This window comes from uncultured Thiodictyon sp. (genome assembly GCF_903946935.1).
Lineage (GTDB): Bacteria > Pseudomonadota > Gammaproteobacteria > Chromatiales > Chromatiaceae > Thiodictyon.
In genome coordinates this window covers 1-3,351 of sequence record NZ_CAJAXH010000148.1, presented here as the reverse complement: position 1 = coordinate 3,351, position 3,351 = coordinate 1, and the positions used below count along the sequence as shown (strand labels likewise).

Genomic DNA, 3,351 nt, shown 5'->3' with positions numbered 1-3,351 from the left:
CACACCGCCGACACCCAAGCTGCCTCCCGCAGAGGTTTGGATCAACCCGCCGGCCGCAGGCTTAACCGAGATCCAAGAGCCTCCCGAGCAACACTAAATTCGACACCCCGGTGTCTCATTTTCATTGACACATTCCGCCTGCTCGCCGCTGGACGCCTTCTGGCAGCCGCGGTTGCCACCCAGTCGCAACGGCACCCGCTGGCTGAATGTGCTCAAGACGTTGGTCGCCTACCGCCTGATCGACCCCGGGAGCGAATGGCGGCTGCATCGTCACTCGTTCGACCACAGTGCGATGGGTGAACTGCTGGGCGAGGACGCTGCCATTGCCCACAGTCACACCCTCTGGACCTGGTATATTCAGCTCACCGAAGTCGAACAGGCGTTCAAGGAACTCAAGGGTGACCTGAGTATTCGCCCGATTTACCACCAATTGGATACGCGGATCGAAGCGCATATCTTCGTCGCCTTCTTGGCCTATTGTCTCCAGGTGACCCTCAAGGCCCGTCTGCGTCCGCTGGCGCCGGGCCTCACCCCACGCTCCGCCTTGGAAAAATTCGGCGCCATCCAGATGGTCGATGTGCATCTGCCGACCACCGATGGACGCACGCTGATCTTGAGCCGCTACACCGAGCCGGAATCCGACCGGCAACTGCTGCTCGACCGGCTGCATTTGCGTCTGCCCGAGCAACCGCCACCGAGGATTACTGCCACACCCCAAGCACCCATACACTAATCGCTGTGTAGTGCCGACCTTTGCCCCCTGCAGGGCGTAGGCGTGCGACAGGGCTGAGGTGTCCGGCCCGAAGCGCCCGTAGTGCGTCGCCGGGCCGGCAACCAGGGGCGGGGCCTCCAGATGGAGCGAGAAGGGCGGGTTGATCAGGGCCACCCCGAAGCCGGTCGGGTCGCAAGACCAAATCTCCCAGTGGGTAGGGCGCAGCGAGCGAGCGCTACCCGCTCGAATCGCCTGGGCGGCGACCGGCTCAGCTCGCTGATTCGGGTCTGCGCTGCGGACCGATCAGTGCGGTCAGACTGTCGGCATCGAGCAGGTCGTCGATCCAGGCATCCAACTGGGCGGGCGAGGCGGTGGCGATGCACTCCTCGGCCCAGGGCGGCAAGGGGCCGAAACGGCGGGCAAGAAGGCGCTTGAGTCCTTCGGCCTTGCCTTCGGCCTTGCCTTTGGCCTCGCCCTTGACGAAGATCGATTGATAGGCGCGGGTCTCTTCCAGAGGCGTCAAACGGTGCAGCATGGTCCAGATCTCCTCTGCGGTCAGGGTACGGAAACGCTCGAAAAACAAAAACTCCAGGATTTGCGACAGGGTACCGCGGGTCGGTTCGGGTAAGGCGGAGTCCTGGATGGCCTGCCAAAGTTGCGGCGCCCTTTGCGCCAGATCCTGGTCGCGCTTGAGCACCAGGGGCGCGAAGACGGCGACGAACGGATTGTCGGGCTCCCGCTCCAGCCACTCGGGCAGGAAGCGCTCGAGATAGATCGCCTTGAGCGGCAGGTCGCCCGCGGCGAAGCCCGGTGGCAGGCCCGGGTCGTCTCGCTCGTCGAGAAAGACCAGTATTGCGCGGACCTCGGCGCTGGGGTGCTGCTCACCTTAGAGTCCCATCTTGGTCAGCAGGTTATACCAGACATGCGCGGCGGGTTGGGCCTGAAATTCCACCAGATAGACCGGCCCGCCGTGCCCCTGCGGCTCGAAGACCGCGTCGATGCGCCGCTCCATCGCCTTGAAGGTCAGGGACCCGAAGGCATAGTCGCCGACCAGCGCCAGGCCCGCGGTCAGCACGCGGAAGGCTTCGGGGCCGGTAGAGAGGAATTCGTAGATGACTTGGTCGGTTTTCATGGCTTCAGATTGCCGCGGGGCGCGCCGTGGCGGGGCTTGACTTAAGTGTACTGCGATCCGGCTGGCGGTGCCGCCGGAGGATCTCCCGGGCTTGCTCGGTGCCGCGAAGAAGATCGGGCCAGGGAGCGTGTCGGGCTTCGTTCCTCAGCCCGACCTACGGGCTCAGCCACGGGTGTCCGGAGTTCGATTCGAATCGGCTTGCCAGGCGACCTGCATTTCGCATTCAATCGCGCGAGCGGGTACGGGGACGATGCGGAACGATCTTGAAACAGACACAAGGCCGGGGGAATTGGGATGGAGAACGAAACCGCGATCGAGACCTGTCGCGCGCTCATGGAGCGGGGTGATCGGCTCGCTGAACAGGGCGACCCTGAGTCGCTCGCCGCCGCGGTGGCAGTCTATGACGAGGCGATTGCGTTGGGCGATGTGCTTGACCTGTCGGTGGCTGACGAGCGGCGAGAGCTGGCGAAGGCCCAAAACAGAAAAGGCATCGCACTCTGTAAGCAAGGCACCCCGGCCGCGCTGGCGGCGGCGGTGGACGCCCATGACGAGGCGATCGGGCTGCGCCGGGGGCTTGACCTGTCGGTGGCCGAGTACCGCAACGACCTGGCCGGGGCCTGCACAAACAAAGGCATCGCGCTCCAAGCCCAGGGCACCCCGGCCGCGCTGGCGGCGGCGGTGGACGCCTATGACGAGGCGATCGGGCTGGGCCGGGGGCTCGACCTCTCGGTGGCGGGGTACCGCATCTACCTGGCCAACGCATGCTCGAGCAAGGGCGTTGCACTCAGAGCCCTGGGCACCCCGGATGCGCTGGCGGCGGCGATGGTCGCCTATGACGAGGCGATCGGGCTGCTCCGGGGGCTCGACCTGTCGGTGGCGGAGTACCGCAACGGCCTGGCCTGGGCCTGCTCGGACAAGGGCCTCACGCTCGCAGCCCTGGGCACCCCGGCCGCGCTGGCGGCGGCGGTGGACGCCTATGACGAGGCGATCACGCTGCGCCGGGGGCTCGACCTCTCGGTGGCCAAGTACCGCAACCACCTAGCCGCGGCCTGCTTGAACAAGGGCAACGCGCTCGAAGCCCAGGGCACCCCGGCCGCGCTGGCGGCGGCGGTGGACGCCTATGACGAGGCGATCGGGTTACGCCGGGGGCTCGACCTCTCGGTGGCCAAGTACCGCAACGACCTGGCCGCGGCCTGCTCGAACAAGGGCGACGCGCTCCAAGTCCAGGGCACCCCGGCCGCGCTGGCGGCGGCGGTGGACGCCTATGACGAGGCGATTGGGCTGGGCCGGGGGCTCGACCTCTCGGTGGCCGAGTACCGCAACTACTTGGCCGCGGCCTGCTCAAACAAGGGCGTCGCGCTCGAAAACTGGCTCTCTGGGATCTCAGTAGGTCGCATAGTTTCTCAAAAACAGCAGGATAGAGCGGTTACACAAAAAGAAAACGGCTCTATGGCAACGTCTGAAAATAGCGTAAGCCTCTGATATAAAGGTTCGGCAGAGCAGTAAT

The 3,351-nt window shown here is 65.5% G+C and carries 2 protein-coding genes and 2 pseudogenes; 2 read left to right on the top strand and 2 right to left on the bottom strand.

Annotated features, from left to right (window positions below; all coding sequences use genetic code 11):
* Positions 1–340: 340 nt before the first annotated feature.
* Positions 341–733 (top strand): annotated as a pseudogene (locus QZX93_RS13155) (IS1634 family transposase); the annotation flags it as partial.
* Between the two features lie 247 nt (positions 734–980).
* On the opposite strand, the gene QZX93_RS27370 reads toward QZX93_RS13155, so the two are convergent.
* Entirely contained in the window at positions 981–1,247 is a 267-nt protein-coding gene (locus tag QZX93_RS27370) for a DUF4351 domain-containing protein (protein WP_366760321.1), read from the bottom strand.
* Between the two features lie 6 nt (positions 1,248–1,253).
* Positions 1,254–1,844: pseudogene (locus QZX93_RS13150) on the bottom strand (DUF2887 domain-containing protein); the annotation flags it as partial.
* Between the two features lie 294 nt (positions 1,845–2,138).
* Here QZX93_RS13150 and QZX93_RS13145 point away from each other — a divergent pair.
* A complete protein-coding gene (locus tag QZX93_RS13145; protein WP_295388367.1) occupies positions 2,139–3,326 on the top strand; it encodes a hypothetical protein in 1,188 nt (395 codons plus the stop codon).
* Positions 3,327–3,351 lie beyond the last annotated feature (25 nt).